Source organism: Bacillus cereus group sp. MYBK222-1 (genome assembly GCF_051916425.1).
Classification (GTDB): Bacteria; Bacillota; Bacilli; order Bacillales; family Bacillaceae_G; genus Bacillus_A; species Bacillus_A paranthracis.
This window is the reverse complement of the sequence record NZ_JBQAGP010000001.1, coordinates 866,048-883,233: the sequence shown is the minus strand read 5'-3', so window position 1 is coordinate 883,233 and position 17,186 is coordinate 866,048. Positions and strand designations below refer to the sequence as shown.

Genomic DNA, 17,186 nt, shown 5'->3' with positions numbered 1-17,186 from the left:
ACTTCGAAAGAGACTTATGAGACAGCCCCTTTATTTTATCAAAAGTTCTATACTAAAGAATCGCAAATAATATGAATTACAATTGAACTTACTTCACCACAAACCGTGTCTGACTACACCCATCCTTCTGCTTCGTTACTTCTAATACAGCTGGCATTGCGTTTTTCAGCTCTTGAACGTGTGAAATGACACCGATAAATCGGCCTGATTTTTGTAAGTCAATTAATGCGTCTACAGCTTTTGTTAATGACTCCTCATCTAATGAACCGAATCCTTCGTCGATAAACATCGTTTCGATGGATATACCACCTTCATATGCTTGAATGACGTCTGCCATTCCGAGCGCTAAGCAAAGCGATGCATTAAATTTCTCGCCGCCAGATAGAGTTTTTACATCGCGTGTTTGGCCTGTGTACGCGTCGTATACATCTAGACCTAATCCACTTTGACGATTTCTCTTTTCAACTCGTTCACTTCGTTTTAAATAAAATTGTCCATTTGATAATTTACGTAATCGTTCGTTTGCAATTTGAACAATTTGTTCTAAATACTCAATTAAGATGTAACGTTCAAATGATATACGGCTTTCGTTATCACCTTTCATTACTTCATATAAGTCAACAAGTTCTTGGAAAGCTTTTTCTTCCTCATGAATTTGCTCATCAATACGTCTAATATTTTCATGTAAATCAGAAATATATGTTACCGCATTTTGCGCACGTTGACGTTTTTCTTTAATGATATCAAGGTTAATTTCTAGATCTTTTATATGTTCACCTAACGCTGTAATATCCATATACTCTTTATCTTTTAATTCACCCTGTAACTCTTCAATTTGTTTTGCAAGTACTTCAAGAGATGAATAATAGCTTTGAATTTCTTTTTGTAACATATCCATCTCGGCATCACTTAATTTCGCTTCTTTATACGTAATTTGATCTGTAAATCCACTCTGTTCAAGCTCTTTCATAAAGCGCGTGAAAGTCTCTTCTTTCTTCGATTTTGCACTTTCAAATTGATTAGAAGCACCTTCCTGTTCTGCTTGAATACGTATATTTTCATTTTGCCAATGTTGATACGCCTCCTGCACTTTCTTCCATTCGTCCTCCATTAATTTGAGCTCATGCATAGCTTGGTCAAACTGGACTTTCCAAGCTTGGACTGTTTGTAAGTTTTCAGGAATGTTTTTCTTATCATGTTCATATGACGTACGAAGCTGCATACAATCCATTTCTATACGGTGCTGTTCTGTTTCTACCTCATGTTTTTGTTTCTGAAGTGCATCTACTTTTTCTTCTATGCTTTTTATTTTCACAGCTGTTTGCTTACGCGTTTCTTCACTTGCTTTTAACGTATTCACTTCAGTTGCTAATTGTTTTCCTTTTTGAACAAGCGCACTATATGTTTCAGCTAATTCTTCTGAGCGATAACCTCGCTTCTTAACCTCTTCTATTACTTGTTCATATTGAAGATGATAGAAATTCCATTTCTCCTCTACTTGCACATGTAATTTTTCAGCAATGTTCTTCTTGTCTCTTAAATCATTTAACTCTTTTTCATTGATGGCATCACTTTGCTCTGAAGCTTTTTTCGGATGGTTCGTGCTGCCACATACTGGACAAGATTCACCATCATGTAGATGAAGAGCTAATATACCAGCTTGTTCACTTAACCAGCGACGTTCCACATTCTCATATGCACGAACTTTCTCTTGCATCTTAATAAATGCAGTTTCTTTTTCTTGCTCGAATTTTTGTTTTTCTTGCCATACGTCATATGCTTGCTTTAAAACTTTTGCATCTTCTCGCATATTCGTTAGTTCTTCTACTTTATCTACATATCGTTCAAGCGCTCGCTCTAATTGCTGTAATTCACCAGACATTAGCTGTTTTTGATTTGTATGCTCTTCTAATTGTCGATCTAAGTTTTGCATACTTTCTTTTAATTTTCCTAGTTGAATTTCTGCATTTTGTAAATTCAACTGTTTCTCAGCTAATGATGCAATAATCGGTTGTAACTCTTCTAATCTTTGAACAAGTTTTTTTGCATTTTCTCTCTCAGGTTCTTTATTCTTTACTGCTTCATATTTCTCCTGAGCAAGTTCAAAATTATTCATTATATTTTCTTTTTTAGCGATAATTTGTTTTAACAAACTTTCAGCTTTCTGCTCATTTTGCATTGCTTCTTCGTACCACTGTTCAAATGGTAATAAGCGCTTCGCTTGTTCCGCACGCTTAAAAGATATTTCTTTCATTTCAATTACTGAACGTTTTTCTTGTAAAGTATTATATTTCTCATTCTTTTGTTGTAAATCTATAAATTTCTCATTTACAGACTTCGCTGCATGAAAACGTGTTTCAGCATCCTTTAATTGCTTCGTTTGAATATCTTGTTCTACTTGTAATTGCTCCACCTCTGCCTTATACGCAGCTGTCTCTTGTTCTAATGCCTCTACTACTTGATGCGTATTTACATGGTCTTGTTCCACTAATGTCTCTAATAATGCTCCATCACGAATTGGTAATTTAAAAACATTACGGAAATATAACTCTCGCTCTTTCTGTTTTTCTTGTAAGACGTCTTTCCATTGTTTTCGTTTTTGGTCAAGTAACTCACGCATTAACTTATAACGATCTGTTTTAAAAATACGACGCAAAATCTCTTCTTTGTTTTCTGTCTCAGATGTTAATAGTTTTCGGAATTCCCCTTGCGGTAACATAACAATTTGGCTAAATTGATGTTTACTTAAACCAATTAAATCTTCTACTTTTTTATTTACATCCGTTACATGGAAACGATCAACAGCCGGAATCTTCTCTTCATCAATTACTTCATATAATTCTACTGCATGTCCCGTAATCGTCTTGTTCCCTTGTTTTTTATGTCCCAGTTGTCGTTTTATTTCATAACGTTTCCCTTTTAACTGAAAGGTTAATTCTACGCTTGTATACACATTATCATCAGCAAATTGACTGCGGAGCATGCTCGTATCACTTCGTTCTTCTCCGCTTGCCTCACCATATAAAACATAACAAATCGCATCAAAAATCGTTGTCTTTCCGGCGCCCGTGTTTCCAGAAATGGCGAAAATACGATGCTCTCCCAAATCGTCAAAATCAATTACTTCTTTCTGTTTATATGGGCCAAATGCCGTCATAATAAGCTGAATCGGTCTCATCCTCGTTCACCTTCCCGTTCTTGCACTGTTTGTAATACTTCTACAAATAGACGTTCTTTCTCTTCTGATAAATCTAAGCCTTTCATTTCTTTATAAAAAGCCTTTAATAATGATAAATCATCCATTTTATGTCTTGAAACAGTTACTTCATTTGACTCAGTGAACTCTCGTCTTTGAATGGCTCTTTCAACATGCATTGCATTTGGATAAACAGAGCGTATTTTTTCCATTGGCTGCAAGACAGGATTTTCATCTAATAATTTTACAAACACGTAATCTTCACTTACTGGATGTTGTAACAATTCATCTATTTTCGCTTCTACTGTTCGCATTTTACGGCGTGGTGTAAGTAACCTTTTTTCAATTGTTACTTCACCTTGCTCGTCCAATTCCACAATATAATATCCTTTTTTATGTTTTTCTTCAGAAATAGAATATGCAAGTGGAGAACCTGAATATCGAATTGTCTCATTACGTACAAAATGCGCTTGATGTAAATGTCCAAGCGCTGTGTAATGAAACTTATCAAAATAATGACTATTCACGTATTCAGCACCACCAATTGAAAGCGGTCGTTCAGCATCACTTGTATTCTCTTCCGCTTCGCCCGCAGAAGTTACAAATGCATGACCAACAAATACATGTCTAGCTTCTTTATCCATCGTTTCAGAAAGCTCATTCATAAAAATACGCATCGCATCATCATGAGAACGTACGTCTTCGTTTTTCAATACATGTCTCACTATGCTTGGATCCGCATAAGGAATGAGATGGAAGTGAACCTCCCCATATTCATCATTTAATATAATTGGCTCATATGGAAATTGAAATTGCCCCACAATAAATAATCCTTGTTTCTTCATTAAACTACTTCCAAAATGAATACGATCTGGACTATCATGGTTTCCTGCGACTGCAATAACTGGTGTTTGTAAATCAATCACTATTTTTTGCAGCACATCATTTAATAAGTCTACTGCTTCCGTAGGTGGAATTGCTCGGTCATATAAATCCCCTGCAATAATTACGGCATCTGGTTTTTCTTCTTCAACAGCTTGTACAAACTGATCTAATACAATCTTTTGATCTTCAGTCATATACACGCCATGAACAAGCTTTCCTAAATGCCAATCGGCTGTATGAAATAACTTCATGGTTTCCTGCTCCTTTTAATTTACTGAATTTAGTGATACAAGTTGATAGTTTATTGTAGTTTTTCCGTTCTCCCATTCTAACTTTTGTATCATTGCACTACCGATTCTTTCTTCATTTGATTTATATAAAGGTAATATTTCTTGAACTGTAAATAAGTGATAACCATCCAATTTTAATTGAAATATGTTTTCTTCTATATGTAATCTTACTTCTTTTTCATTTGAAATAATTTTTGTGTGCATCTCAAATTTCATGATAGATACAACCCCTTTTTCTAATCTCTACACTATTAATAGTATATTGGCTATGCAAGATTGACAAGTAAATACACGGTAAAGTACATACTTTTCTATTGCGATATGTTTTTTTAATTTCACATATAATACGGTATGTGAAATTTTATTCTTTCCAAAAATAAAAATGTCTCATATGACATCTTTATTTTTGGATAAATTCTTTCATTACATAATATAAAACTGTAATGAAAACAATCGCTACAAAAAATGAAAATACTGCAACAATGTACCCATCTTTATTTAATAAAATGCAAAAAGAAATAGATATGATAAAAATCGGAAATACAAGTCGTACTTTATCCTTCACTTCCTCTGTCGTATCTGTATGATGAAAATATTGCGTTATCCCTATCATTAAAGAAGACAAAATAATCACCGACAATAGTAAAGGTACTGGCATTCCGATTTCTCCTTTCTCTATTTCTAATGAAAAGCAATTTTTCTTTCATTATAATCACTTCAAATACTCTTTTCGAAGTGATTATGTACAATTTACACATATATAATAGCGTGTTTATCATGGTAACTTCAAATAATTACAATTACAGTAATGTTGTAATATTCATTTTCAACCTCCAAAATCCTGCAAATATAACTCGTCAAAATATGCAGTGGATAAATTAACATATACCGCCAACTTTAGACAAAATTTATAAAGGACATTTCAGTACGTATAAAGAATTAAGAATAAGAAGATATGTAAGGGAGGATGAATTATGACTGAACACGTTTTATTTTCTGTTAGCGAAAACGGCGTTGCATCAATTACTTTAAACCGCCCAAAAGCACTTAATTCTTTATCTTATGACATGTTGCAACCAATTGGGGCAAAACTGAAAGAGTGGGAACATGATGAGCGAATTGCGCTTATCGTATTAAAAGGAGCTGGCACAAAAGGTTTTTGTGCAGGTGGCGACATTAAAACTCTTTATGAAGCACGTTCAAATGAAGCTGCATTGCAGCATGCGGAACGTTTCTTTGAAGAAGAGTATGAAATTGATACATATATTTATCAATATAAAAAACCGATTATCGCTTGTTTAGATGGAATTGTAATGGGTGGTGGTGTCGGTCTTACAAATGGTGCGAAATACAGAATTGTAACTGAGCGTACGAAATGGGCAATGCCAGAGATGAATATTGGCTTCTTCCCAGACGTCGGTGCTGCTTATTTCTTAAATAAAGCTCCAGGGTATGCCGGCCGCTATGTCGCTTTAACAGCATCTATTTTAAAAGCTTCTGACGTATTATTTATAAACGCTGCTGATTATTTTATTGCATCTGATTCATTACCAAATTTCCTTACTGAACTGGAAAGTGTAAATTGGTCTAAAGAAGATGATGTACATACTCATTTAAAAGAAGTCATTCGTACATTTGCAACTGCTCCAACATTAGAAAGCGAGCTTGCTCCTTCATTAGAAGAAATTAATTCACATTTTGCATTCGATACAATTGAAGAAATTATTCATTCATTAGAGAAAGATCAAAGTTCCTTTTCTTTAAAAGCGAAAGAAACGTTATTATCAAAATCTCCTATTTCACTAAAAGTAACATTAAAACAGTTTATTGATGGACAAAATAAGTCCGTTGAAGAATGTTTCGCTACTGACCTTGTACTTGCTAAAAACTTCATGAGACATGAAGATTTCTTTGAAGGAGTACGATCTGTTGTCGTTGATAAAGACCAAAATCCAAATTATAAATATAAGCAGTTAAGTGATGTTTCAGAAGAAGATGTAAACCGGTTCTTTAACTTACTTAATGCGTAAAGTGAGAATTTAATAAGTAGGGTTTATCTCCCTCTTATTATTAGTAGAAGCAATCGCCCTTTCATACGGGATTAAATTGAGGCTATATAGTCGTATAATTACACGCCTATATAGCCTTTTTCCTATTTAATAAATTTTAATAAAATTTAATTTTATTAAATCGAATTATGTGCTACACTATTTTTAATTAAATATTCTAAAAATAAAAGAAGGAGGAGCGACTATGATTGAAAATTATTTTCTTTTCATCATTATGTCTATTTGTCTTATTATTTTACCTGGTCCTGATACTGCAATGGCTACGAAAAACACATTAGTTGCTGGTAAGGTAGGCGGGGTGAAAACAGTGTTCGGTACATGTGTTGCACTATTAATTCATACTTTAGCAGCAGTAATCGGACTTTCCGCACTTATTGTAAAGTCAGCTCTTTTATTTTCTATTTTCAAGTACGTTGGAGCTCTATATTTAATTTATATTGGTATTAAAGCCCTTTTAGCAGTAAGAAATAAAGAAGGCGTCAATACGAACGATATATCTTTGAATAACGCAAACGAGAATACTTCTTGCTTTCGCCAAGGGTTTCTTACAAATTTATTAAACCCTAAAATCGCAGTCTTCTTTTTAACATTTTTACCGCAATTTTTAAATCCAAATCATAATACGTTTATCCAACTTCTTATAATGGGCCTTACTTACTTAGTTTTAACAGTTATTTGGTTCGCTTTTTATATATTTTTAATTGATAAAATTAGTGCTTTTATGAAAAAACCGAAGACACAACGTTATATTCAAGGGTTAACGGGAATTGTCTTAATTGGTTTTGGTATTAAACTCGCTTTTGAAAAAAGCAATTAACAAGAAGAAAACCACCACTATTCATAGTGGTGGTTTTCTTTTAACAACTGATTTGGCTGTCTACTTTATATTAAAACCAGCGCTCAGTTACAACTTTTTTACGTGTATAGAATTGAACGCCATCTGTACCATTTGTACCTAAATCACCAAAGAATGAAGCTTTATTTCCTGCGAATGCGAAGAATGCCATTGGTGCTGGAACGTTTACGTTTACACCGATCATGCCCGCATCGATGTTATCACGGAACGTTTGTGCATGTTTACCGCTTGATGTATAAATAACCGCACCATTTGCAAATTTAGATTGATTTGTTAGATTAATACCTTCTTCTAAATCTTTAACACGTACAATGCTTAATACTGGAGCAAAAATCTCATCTTGCCAAATTTTCATTTCTTGATTTACACCGTCAAAGATTGTCGCACCTACAAAGTAACCTTCTCCAACTTCTTCCTTAATTTTACGGCCATCTACTAATAAAGTAGCTCCATCTGCTACACCGCTGTTAATATAGCCCAATACGCGTTCTTTATGAGACTCACGAATTAATGGTCCAACATAATTATCTTCGTGGAAACCGTCACCTACTTTTAACTTCTTCGTCTCTGCTACTAGTACGTCGATGAACTCATCTGCAATTTCATCAACTACTGCTACTACTGAACATGCCATGCAGCGCTCTCCACTACTTGCAAATGCAGATCCAATTACACCTTGTACCGTTTTCTCAAGATTGCAATCTGGCATAACAATCGCATGGTTTTTCGCACCAGCTAACGCTTGTACACGTTTCCCATGTTTCGTACCTGTTTCATATACGTAACGAGCTACCGGCTCAGATCCAACGAACGAAACAGCTTGAATATCTTTATTTTCTAAAATGCTATTTACAACATCTTTTCCGCCTTGCACTAAATTTAATACGCCTTTTGGAAAACCAGCTTCATAGAATAACTCTACAAGTCGCTCTGCTAAAAGTGGCGTTCTTTCAGATGTTTTTAATACGAATGTATTACCACAAGCAATTGCAAGCGGGAACATCCATAATGGAATCATCATCGGGAAGTTAAACGGCGTAATTCCAGCAACAACTCCAATTGGGTAGCGCCAAATTGATCCATCAATGCCGCTTGCAATATTCGGAAGTGCTTGTCCCATCATTAAATTTGGAGTAGATGTTGCAAGTTCTACTGCTTCAATACCACGTTGTACTTCACCAGTTGCATCCGTTAATGTTTTACCATTTTCTAGCGTAATGATTTTTGCAAGTTCTTCTTTGTTTTCTTGTAAAAGCTGTAAATATTTATACAATTGTCTTGAACGATTCGGAACTGGTACTTTAGACCATGTTTCGTATGCTGCTTTTGCCGCTTCAACAGCTTTTTCAACATCTTCTTTCGGAGATAGCGGAACGTAAGCGATAATTTTTCCAGTCGCCGGATTTGGAACTGCTTCTACTTCTGTACCAGTAGATTCTACCCACTCACCATTAATATGATTTTTTACTCGTTTAATTTCAGTTGTAATCATTATATTCTCTCCTTTTTTATGATGTTTATAAGTCTATTATTTTTGATTAGAAATTAATTGTTCACTAACTTTCTTATATAAAGCAGCCATATCGTTTTCACCATACCCAGCTTCACTTGCTTCTTCATATACGTTTAATAGCATTTCGCTTACTGGTAAGTGAAGCTCACTTTCTTTCGCTAAATCTACTGCAAACCCTAAATCTTTCTTTAATAAATTTACAGTAAAACCTGGCTCGTAGTTTTCTGATGCAATAAAACTTTTATAATTGCGCTCATAAATTCTACTTTGACCATAGCTTACATTTAAAATATCAAACATTTTATCTAAATCCATATTGTTCTTTTTCGCTAATGTTAAAGCTTCACTCACACCAGCTGTATAAAAACCAATTAATAGGTTATTAATTAATTTAACTGTTGTCCCACTATCAATTTGCTCACTAACATGGAAAATGTTCGCACCTAATACACCCATGATAGATTCCGTCTTTTCATATACCTTTTTTGATCCACCAACCATAAATGTTAATGTACGGTTTTCAGCTCCAATTACCCCACCACTAACAGGTGCTGCTAAAAAGTCTACTTTCTTTTCCTTTGCAGCTTCCTCTAACTGTTTGTTTAACTGTGGAGATACAGTACTTGTATCAATTAAAACTACATTCGAGTGACTATTTTCAAATAATCCTTCTTCGCCAAAATATACCGCTTCAACAGCGCGAGGTGAAGGTAAACTTGTAAAAATTACATCGCATGTTTCTGCTAGTTTTGAAATTGATAAGCCGATAATTCCGCCTTCTTTTTCAAAAGAAGCTTCAGCATTTTTATTTAAATCCACACCATATACTGTGTAACTTGATTTAACTAAATTTTTAGACATCGGAAGGCCCATGTTACCTAAACCGATAAAACCAATCTTTTTCATATCGCTTTCCTCCTATTTACACAATATACTTTCCGCGATTTATAATAGCTTTCGCAATTTCTCTCTTTTTTGTAAATACGTTCGTGTATAAAGGCACTAATAATTGACGAATTTCAGTTAAAATCACGTGTCTATCTTGTTCTTCTGTAATAGCCGCGGAAAGTATAGAAATCGCTGATTCTTCTACTTTGCGATAGCCTTCTTCACAAATAACGTCAGTTATCATTTGTTTCGTACGCTCTTTTTCTGCACCATTTTTACTAATTGCTTTACTCGTACGTAAAAATGCTGATTCCATGACGTACACGTCCGTTAACATATTTGATAATACACGTGAATATTCTTGCTCTTGATCAATTTTTAAACCTGGAGTTTTAGAGAGCGTTTTCAAAGATTGTTTCAACAATTTTTTCGCTAATAAAATATAACGATGGTTTCTTTCGACATTTTCTACATCAATCTCTATTTCAGTATCTTCAATTTGTTCCATTTGCTTCATTAACATTTTGGCAACTGTTAATCTATTAATTTCGTTCGTCCCTTCAAAAATACGACTAATTCTAGCATCACGGTATAATCGTTCTACTTCATACTCTTGCATATAACCGTAACCACCATGAATTTGTACAGCTTCATCTACGATATGACCAAGTGTTTCAGAAGCATTTACTTTATTCAGTGCACATTCAATTGCAAATTGAGACATTTTCTTCATAAGATCTTCATCGCTCTCATGAATTGCTTCATCAATTACACCTGCTGTACGATACGCTGCACTTTCTGCTCCATATGTAGCAATGATCATATTTGCAATTTTCTCTTGAATCATCGTAAAGTCTACTAATTCCGTTTGAAACTGTTTACGTTCTTTTCCGTATTGAACGGACAATCCAATTGCTTGCTTTGCTGTTCCAATATTTCCAAAGGCAAGTTTTAATCTAGCAAAGTTAAGAATATTAAGAGCTACGTGATGCCCTTTCCCAACTTCCCCTAAAACATTTTCAGCAGGTATGACAACATCTTCTAAAATAAGGGTAGCCGTTGAAGAACCTTTAATCCCCATTTTCTTTTCTTCTAGCCCAATAGATACCCCTTCACATGTTCTTTCGACAATAAACGCTGTCATTCCTTTATTTGTCTTCGCAAAAACAACGTATACATCTGCCATATGAGCATTTGTAATCCATTGCTTCTCACCATTTAACTTCCAAGCAGTACCATCTTCATTTAATACTGCACTCGTTTTTGCACTTAAAGCATCAGAACCAGCATTTGGTTCAGTTAAAGCATAAGCCCCAATCCATTCTCCAGACGCAATTTTCGGCAAATATTTTTCTTTTTGTTCTTTCGTTCCGTAATATATGTAAGGCAATGTACCTACACCTGCGTGTATATTAAATGAAACGCTAAATGCACCAGCGTATCCCATTTTTTCTGCTACAAGCCCTGAAACTGCCTTTCCTAATTCAAATCCGCCATATTCTTCTGGAACCTCGATACTTAATAATCCAAGTTCTCCAGCTTTCTCAAACAATTGACGAGAAACTTTATAGTTATGTTGTTCAATATTCTCCATTTGTGGAACAATTTCTTGTTTAACGAATTGTTCAGTCGTTTTTGCGATTAAATCTTCGTCTCCTGAAAAATCTTCTGGCGTAAAGAAAGCATGAATCACATCTTTATTAAGTGAAAAAAATTCATCCCACGGTAACTTCGTTTTCTCCATCTGAATCCCCCTATCATTTCGGCCTTACTTGCTACTACATATGCTCGTCTACGATGAGTGGAATATCTTATTTTTGAAAACAGAAGGCGATGAATTTTCACATCAAGCAGTTTGTCTTGCCAAAGATGTATTCTCATCGCCTTAGTTGTTTTATCTATTGATCCTCTGATAATACTGTTTTTGCAATTCCAGTATCTAGTTCTTCAAAGTCATGATATGAAATTGTTTCATATAACTCACTTCTCGTTTGCATATTAGAAAGTGCATCTTTTTGAGAACCAGTTTCCTTAATTAAAGTAAACACATTCTCATACGCTTTCGCTGCTACGCGAAGTGAAGTTACAGGATAAATAACCATTTGGAAGCCCATATTCGCAAATTCCTCTGCACTATAATACGGCGTTTTCCCGAACTCAGTCATATTGGCAAGTAAAGGTGCATTTACTTTACTATTAAATAGACGGAATTCCTCTTCTGATTGTAGCGCTTCTGGGAAAATTGCGTCTGCACCTGCTTTTACATATGCATTCGCTCTTTCAATTGCTTCATCTAATCCTTCTACACCACGAGCATCTGTGCGCGCTACAATATATAAGCTCGGTGCAACTTCTTTAATCGCTTTAATTTTTTGAACTAATTCTTCTGTCGTAACGAGTTTCTTACCATTTAAATGGCCACATTTCTTTGGTAATTGCTGATCTTCAATTTGGACAGCTGCTACTTTCGCTTCCACCATTTCTACAGCAGTTCTCGCTACATTTAATACACCACCAAACCCTGTATCAATGTCAACAAGAACAGGTAAATTTGTAGCTCTTACTAAATCTCTTGCTCTCTCTGCTACTTCAGTAGACGTTACGATTCCTAAATCCGGTAGCCCTTTACTTGCAGTATAAGCAGCTCCCGATAAATAAAGAGCTGAAAAACCTGTATTTTTCGCAACAAGAGCTGCCATTGCATCATGAGCACCTGGAATCTGTAAAATTTCATTTGCTTCTACTAAAGCTCGGAAGCGATTCGCAAGCTCTTCTTGTGTTGACTGTTTATCCACAACCCAAGCCATTCTAGATTCCCCCTATTATTAAATTAAGAATAGATCTACAAATTCATTTACATTCATATTTTCTAGTTTCTCTTCATTTAAACAAGCTTCATGAATTTGTTCTTGTTGCTTACTAGAATAATGACCTGCCATATTTGCAGTGAATTTTTGAACAACTTTTGGAATTGCTTCGTCTCTACGGAAACGGTGACCAAGTGGATATTCACATTCCACATTTTCTGTTACAGTTCCATCTTTGAAATGAACTTGAACAGCGTTGGCGATTGAGCGCTTGTTCGGGTCAAGGTAATCTAAACTGTACTGTTTATTTTCAACAACAACCATCTTATTACGTAATTCATCTACACGTGGATCATTTGCTACTGCATCCTCATAATCATCCGCAACGATATCCCCTTTTAATAAACCAATTGCCGTAATGTATTGTAAGCAATGATCACGATCCGCTGGGTTATTTAATGGACCTTCTTTATCAATAATACGAATTGCTGATTCGTGCGTTGTAATTGTAATACGGTCAATCTCATCTAATTTCCCTTTAATTTCTGGATGTAATTTCACAGCACATTCTGCAGCTGTTTGTGCATGGAATTCTGCTGGATATGAAACTTTAAATAATACATTTTCCATTACATAAGAATCTAATGGTCTTGCTAATTTTAATTCTTGTTTATTGAATAATACATCTTGGAATCCCCATCCTGGTGCAGATAATGCTGTAGGGTAACCCATTTCACCTTTTAGAGCAGTCATTGCAAGATGAACACCGCGGCTCGTCGCGTCACCTGCTGCCCATGATTTACGTGATCCAGTATTTGGAGCATGACGATATGTACGAAGACTAGAATTATCAATCCACGCATGTGATAATGCATTAAAGATTTCTTCACGTGTTCCACCAAGCATTTTCGCAACTACAGCAGTTGTTGCTACTTTTACATATAATACGTGGTCAAGACCAACTCTGTTTAAGCTGTTTTCTAAAGCAAGTACACCTTGAATTTCATGTGCTTTAATCATCATTTCTAATACTTCACGTACTTTTAACGGTTCTTTTCCTTCTGAAATACGAACACGGCTAATATAATCTGCCACAGCTAAAATTCCGCCTAAGTTATCAGATGGATGTCCCCACTCTGCTGCAAGCCAAGTATCGTTATAGTCTAACCAACGGATCATACAGCCGATATTAAATGCACCTTTCACTGGATCAAGTACATATGACGTACCTGGTACACGTGTACCATTTGGCACGATTGTTCCTGGTACAACTGGTCCTAATAATTTCGTACATTCTGGATATTGTAATGCTAAAATTCCGCATCCAAGTGTATCAAGTAATACGTAACGAGCAGTACTGAATGCTTCTGCACTTGTTACCTCTTTATTTAATACATAATCCGTAATCTCTTCTAATAATGCATCTTTTTGTTTAATTTCATTTGTTTTAATCATGCTATCCTTCCCTTTCTGTCGAAAATTCGTTATTATTAATGATGGGTGTCGGTCAAACACCCATCTGGCGGGCGGTGCTAACAACTCCCCAGTTGTTCTTATTTACTAAGCACATGTCGCTCGCCAATATAATTTACACGTGGACGGAACAAACGATTGTTCGCATGTTGCTCAATAACGTGCGCACATAGTCCTACTGTTCTAGAGCTAAAGAAGATTGGCGTGTACAGTTGAATTGGAATACCAAGCATCCAATATACTGGAGCTGCGTAATAATCAAGGTTCGGATAAATTCCTTTTTCCTTCTCCATAATCTTTTCTCCAGCTTCACACATTTCATATAGTGTATAATCACCTTTCACATCACATAACTGCTTTAAAGCTTCCTTCATCATTAAAGCTCTTGGATCCATCTTCTTCATATATACACGGTGTCCAAAGCCCATAATTTTTTCTTTGTTATATAGTTTCTTCTGTAATAACTCTTCAAACTTTTCAACATTACCAGCTTCTAAAAGCATGTACATAACCGCTTCGTTTGCACCGCCATGTAAGCTACCTTTTAAAGATGCAACCGCACCTGTTAAAGCACCATATAAGTCGGATTGCGTAGATGCAATAACGCGCGCTGTAAATGTAGAGTTTGGCATTTCATGTTCACTATATAAAACAAGGGAACGATCAAAGATCTTCTCCTCAAGTTCAGTTGGTTTTTTACCTGTTAACATATAGAAGAAATTCGCGCTATATGATAATTCCTTAAGTGGTTCGATTGGCTCTTCATTATTTAAAATATGATAGCTATTCGCTACAATGTTTGGTACTTTACTCAATAATTTGTATCCGCGACTTTTGTTTACTTCTAACGAGCGATTTTCAATATCATTATCGTAACCAGCTAATGCGGACACACCTGTACGCAATCCATCCATAGGGTGTGTTTCTTTCGGTAATGCCTTCAGTACGTTGAATACACCTTCTGGTACCGCGTATTCTTCTTTTAATTTCTTTTCAAGTGTTGCTTTTTCATCTGCATTCGGTAGATGTTCTTCCAATAAAAGGTGCACAATGTCTAAGTACTCTTTTGTTTTTGAGAGTTCGATTAAATCATACCCTTGAATTACAATTTCACCTTTCACTGTGTCAAGAAACGAAATCTTCGTCTCCGCTGCCACTACACCATCTAATCCCGGGGAAAATTTTTCTTCAGCTTTCATCATTATTTCCTCCAATCCTAATAGATCTTCGTGCACATAACTGTAAGCCTTTACAATATTGTGAAACTACATTTCTATTTCAATGTATCAGAGTTTTTAGAAGATTTCAATTTATTTTATAATGATAAGTTTCCTACACTTTTACCGATGTAACAATACAATTTTTTAAAAATAATTTTCATATTTTATAAAGAAAAGACAGACTTCTCCTTATTTATCTTTAAAACAAAATATAAAGTTAATTCATATAATCCAGTTAAATATATACCTACTTTACAATTTCTTTTACTAAATAAAAAAACGAGCTGTATTCATATACAGCCCGTTTTTTGCATTATATTTATTTCACTATTCTCTAAATATAATTTCCATATAAAATTTATTTATTTTTAATAAAGTTATTATTTTACGTAATTAAATTGAATTTCTTCCATTTCCTCATGATAACTTACAAATAAATCATAGTTTTGAAAATACCAAAGATCATCAACATCTACAAAAAATATAATACCTTCCTTCTCAACTGACACGATTTCCCCATCTGGTTTCTCTGCAACAATCCCTAAAGAATATCCAGGCTGAATTGAACTATTCCCTCCGTACCTTACAGTAAAACGTACAGATTCACCGTGCTTTATACGTAATTCTTCCTGGAACCATTGTAGAGCTTTACGATCAATTGAAATTCTCATCTTTATTCCCCCCAGTTTATGCAAACTCTTTTTTTCCTAATCGTTGTTTTACAAAGAAGACGAAAATAATTAAGGCTATTAATGCTGAAATTGCACTCCCTGAAAATAAAATACGATAACCAAACATTTGTGAAACAACTCCAAGTAAAATAGCACCTAACCCGATTCCTAAATCAAACGCTGTAAAAAATGAAGCGTTCGCAACTCCTCTTTTACTCGGATCGACAATTGTAAGCATTGCCGCTTGCAATGCTGGCTGTGCTGAACCGAATCCAACACCATATAATGTAGCTGCGATAACTACACCTATTAAATCATTTGAAATCGTTAATACAACTATTGCAATAATAGTAATGCATAGTGCCGGAAGTATGATAAATACTTCTCCATACTTATCTAATAGTTTTCCTGAAATTGGCCTTACAATCGTTAAAGCAATTGCATATACAAGAAAGAATGTCCCAGGATTCACATCAATTGACGATGCAAATAGCGGTAAAAACGTCGTAATGCCTCCATATGCAAATGATAAAAAGAATACAACTATCGTAATGGATAGAACCGATTTTTCAAACAGTTGTATTTTCCCTTTTTCTTTTTGTGGTGTGAATGGCATTTTCGTCATTAACGATAGTAAGACTGCCATAAAGGATAAAAGAGTTGCTAATAAGAAAAGGCCGTGAAATGAATAATTTTGTACAACCGATAATCCAATCATTGGGCCGATTGCCATTGCAATCGTCATAGCCATTCCATACCAACCCATACCTTCACCACGGCGTGAATCTGGAATAATATCAGTTATCGCTGTTCCAACAGCTGTTGTAGAAACAGCCCATGTTACTCCGTGAATAACACGTAAAACAGCTAAAAGGACAATAGTCGTCGCTAAATGATAAGAGTACATCGTTAACCCAAAAAAGATGAGTCCCAAAATAATAAAGGATCTTCTACCATATTGATCCAACATCCCTCCAATAATCGGTCGTATTACAACTGCCGCTATTGTAAACATTCCCATCATAAGTCCGACTTGTGATTCATTGCCACCTATCTCTTTAATAAAAAGTGGGAGCGTTGGAACAAGTAAATAAAATGCTGTAAATAAGAATAACATTGCGAAAGTCATTTGAATAAATGATTTCGTCCATAATCGTTCCATAAATATTCCTCCATAAAAACGTAAAATCTTACAATTAACACCTCTATTTTACTGTTTCCTTGTTCCTTTTCCCTCCGTAAATAGACGTATCTTTTTATAATAAATAGTCTACCTTCAATTTAAATTGGTCTTACAACTTTATACGTATGTTTTAGC

At 35.0% G+C, this 17,186-nt stretch carries 14 protein-coding genes; 2 read left to right on the top strand and 12 right to left on the bottom strand.

All coding sequences use genetic code 11. The features are described 5' to 3' along the window. Nucleotides 1–88: 88 nt before the first annotated feature. The 4 genes from ACTFR9_RS04450 to ACTFR9_RS04435 form a co-directional block, all read right to left on the bottom strand. Nucleotides 89–3,178: an AAA family ATPase gene (locus ACTFR9_RS04450; RefSeq protein ID WP_001247429.1), complete on the bottom strand. Its 3,090-nt coding sequence runs from the start codon at nt 3,176–3,178 to the stop codon at nt 89–91. Continuing rightward, nucleotides 3,175–4,332 (bottom strand): exonuclease SbcCD subunit D, encoded by a 1,158-nt coding sequence (locus ACTFR9_RS04445; RefSeq protein WP_000765138.1) that lies wholly within the window; start codon nt 4,330–4,332, stop codon nt 3,175–3,177. Before ACTFR9_RS04445 ends, ACTFR9_RS04450 begins: the two co-directional genes overlap by 4 nt. 15 nt (nt 4,333–4,347) lie before the next feature. Beyond that, nucleotides 4,348–4,587 (bottom strand): DUF2584 domain-containing protein, encoded by a 240-nt coding sequence (locus tag ACTFR9_RS04440; protein WP_000667348.1) that lies wholly within the window; start codon nt 4,585–4,587, stop codon nt 4,348–4,350. A gap of 184 nt (nt 4,588–4,771) precedes the next feature. Continuing rightward, nucleotides 4,772–5,029, bottom strand: coding sequence for a hypothetical protein (locus ACTFR9_RS04435; RefSeq protein ID WP_001145041.1), 258 nt, complete (start codon nt 5,027–5,029; stop codon nt 4,772–4,774). A gap of 316 nt (nt 5,030–5,345) precedes the next feature. Here ACTFR9_RS04435 and ACTFR9_RS04430 point away from each other — a divergent pair, with 316 nt between their 5' ends. Continuing rightward, nucleotides 5,346–6,401 carry an enoyl-CoA hydratase/isomerase family protein gene (locus ACTFR9_RS04430; RefSeq protein ID WP_000134898.1) on the top strand — a complete coding sequence of 352 codons (1,056 nt, stop codon included), beginning with the start codon at nt 5,346–5,348 and terminating at the stop codon, nt 6,399–6,401. Between the two features lie 223 nt (nt 6,402–6,624). Beyond that, nucleotides 6,625–7,257, top strand: a complete 633-nt coding sequence (locus ACTFR9_RS04425; protein ID WP_000572339.1) for a LysE family translocator — start codon at nt 6,625–6,627, stop codon at nt 7,255–7,257. A 70-nt stretch (nt 7,258–7,327) separates the two neighbouring features. Here ACTFR9_RS04425 and ACTFR9_RS04420 read toward each other — a convergent pair whose 3' ends face one another. From ACTFR9_RS04420 to ACTFR9_RS04385, 8 genes are all read right to left on the bottom strand, one after another. Continuing rightward, nucleotides 7,328–8,788, bottom strand: coding sequence for a CoA-acylating methylmalonate-semialdehyde dehydrogenase (locus ACTFR9_RS04420; RefSeq protein ID WP_000633359.1), 1,461 nt, complete (start codon nt 8,786–8,788; stop codon nt 7,328–7,330). 36 nt (nt 8,789–8,824) lie between these two features. Beyond that, a complete protein-coding gene (locus tag ACTFR9_RS04415; RefSeq protein ID WP_000719437.1) occupies nt 8,825–9,715 on the bottom strand; it encodes an NAD(P)-dependent oxidoreductase in 891 nt (296 codons plus the stop codon). Between the two features lie 16 nt (nt 9,716–9,731). Continuing rightward, complete coding sequence (locus ACTFR9_RS04410; RefSeq protein WP_000416009.1) at nt 9,732–11,441, bottom strand: acyl-CoA dehydrogenase family protein; 1,710 nt, start codon at nt 11,439–11,441, stop codon at nt 9,732–9,734. Between the two features lie 154 nt (nt 11,442–11,595). Continuing rightward, on the bottom strand, nt 11,596–12,504 hold the full coding sequence (gene prpB / locus ACTFR9_RS04405; RefSeq protein WP_000312633.1) for a methylisocitrate lyase: 909 nt from the start codon (nt 12,502–12,504) through the stop codon (nt 11,596–11,598). A gap of 18 nt (nt 12,505–12,522) precedes the next feature. After that, entirely contained in the window at nt 12,523–13,959 is a 1,437-nt protein-coding gene (prpD, locus tag ACTFR9_RS04400) for a 2-methylcitrate dehydratase (RefSeq protein ID WP_000598131.1), read from the bottom strand. A 98-nt stretch (nt 13,960–14,057) separates the two neighbouring features. Next, on the bottom strand, nt 14,058–15,179 hold the full coding sequence (mmgD, locus tag ACTFR9_RS04395; protein ID WP_001997427.1) for a citrate synthase: 1,122 nt from the start codon (nt 15,177–15,179) through the stop codon (nt 14,058–14,060). A gap of 398 nt (nt 15,180–15,577) precedes the next feature. Further along, entirely contained in the window at nt 15,578–15,868 is a 291-nt protein-coding gene (locus tag ACTFR9_RS04390; protein WP_001222846.1) for a HesB/YadR/YfhF family protein, read from the bottom strand. Nucleotides 15,869–15,884: 16 nt separating this feature from the next. Next, nucleotides 15,885–17,030 (bottom strand): MFS transporter, encoded by a 1,146-nt coding sequence (locus ACTFR9_RS04385; protein ID WP_000440647.1) that lies wholly within the window; start codon nt 17,028–17,030, stop codon nt 15,885–15,887. Between the last annotated feature and the right edge of the window lie 156 nt (nt 17,031–17,186).